2 protein-coding genes are annotated in these 1,254 nt (G+C 66.2%); both read right to left on the bottom strand.

What is annotated here, in order from left to right:
• Positions 1 to 982, bottom strand: a 982-nt coding sequence (locus EN781_RS32745; protein ID WP_245492714.1) for a thiamine pyrophosphate-binding protein, incomplete at its 3' end; no start/stop codon positions are given.
• 36 nt (positions 983 to 1,018) lie between these two features.
• Positions 1,019 to 1,254, bottom strand: a 236-nt coding sequence (locus EN781_RS32740) for a DUF2090 domain-containing protein (protein ID WP_127400733.1), incomplete at its 5' end; no start/stop codon positions are given.

Here is a 1,254-nt window from a genome sequence, read left to right as displayed (position 1 = left end):
GCCCAATGATAGTGCGGCCGGCATTCTTGAACAGCGCCCAGGAGCCGGTGGTGAAATCCTGCAGCCTGGTGCCGACGGCGAGCACGACATCGGCCTCTTCCGCCAGCCGGTTGGCGGCGGAGGTGCCGGTGACGCCGACCGCGGCCATGTTGAGCGGATGATCATCAGACAGCGAGGATTTGCCGCCTTGCGTCTCGCAGACCGGGATGCCGGCGCCCTGCACCAGCTTGGCCAGTTCGCCCGAGGCCTGCGAATAGAGGACGCCGCCGCCGGCAATCACCAACGGCTTCTTCGCGCTCTTCAGCGCCGCGACGGCGGCGGCCAGTTCGTTGCGGTCCGGACGAACCCGGCGCGGCGTCCAGAGGCGCTCGGCAAACAGGCTTTCGGGATAATCGTAGGCCTCGGCCTGCACGTCCTGGCAAAGTGAGAGCGTCACCGGGCCGCATTCGGCCGGGTCAGTCAGCACCTGCATGGCGCGGTTGAGCGCCGGGATGATCTGCTCCGGTCGCGTGATGCGGTCGAAATAGCGCGACACGGCGCGGAAGCAGTCGTTGACGCTCGCCGTGCCGTCGGAAAAATCCTCGGCCTGCTGCAGCACCGGATCGGGCAAGCGGTTGGCGAAGACATCACCCGGCAAAAACAGGACAGGCAACCGGTTTACGTGTGCCAGGGCTGCCGCCGTCACCATGTTCAGCGCACCGGGACCGATCGAGCTGGTCGCGGCCATGAAGCGGCGGCGGAAATTGGCCTTGGCATAGGCGATCGCCGCATGCGCCATCGCCTGCTCGTTGTGGGCACGGAAGGTCGGCAATCCGTCGCGCACCTGGTAGAGCGCCTCGCCGATCCCGGCGACGTTGCCATGACCGAAGATCGCCCAGACGCCGCCGAAGATCGGTACTTTCTGGCCGTCGATCTCGGTCATCTGGCGCGACAGGAAGCGGGTCACGGCCTGCGCCATCGTCAGGCGAACGGTCTTCGTCATTTGTCGTTTCCTCCGGCTTTCGTTAGCGCCGTTTTCTCATGCTGCCTTGCGGCCGCGCGCGGCAAGCCACGCCTCGGTCAACTGTTCGAAGCGAGCAGCCATGTCGGCCACCGCCTCCTCATCCGACATCTTGCCGGCCAGCCATTGTTCGGCGGCGTTGATGAAGATGGTGCGACCGACGGCAAAGCCCTTGACGATCGGTGCCTTGGCGGTAGCGGCAAACGCCGCGACCAGCTCGTCCTGCGGCGCCTCCAGCCCGAGCAGCACGACAC

It is taken from the genome of Mesorhizobium sp. M4A.F.Ca.ET.090.04.2.1, assembly GCF_003999085.1.
GTDB lineage: Bacteria > Pseudomonadota > Alphaproteobacteria > Rhizobiales > Rhizobiaceae > Mesorhizobium.
Note: the sequence above shows the minus strand (reverse complement) of the source record. Positions and strands in the feature narration are given on the sequence as shown.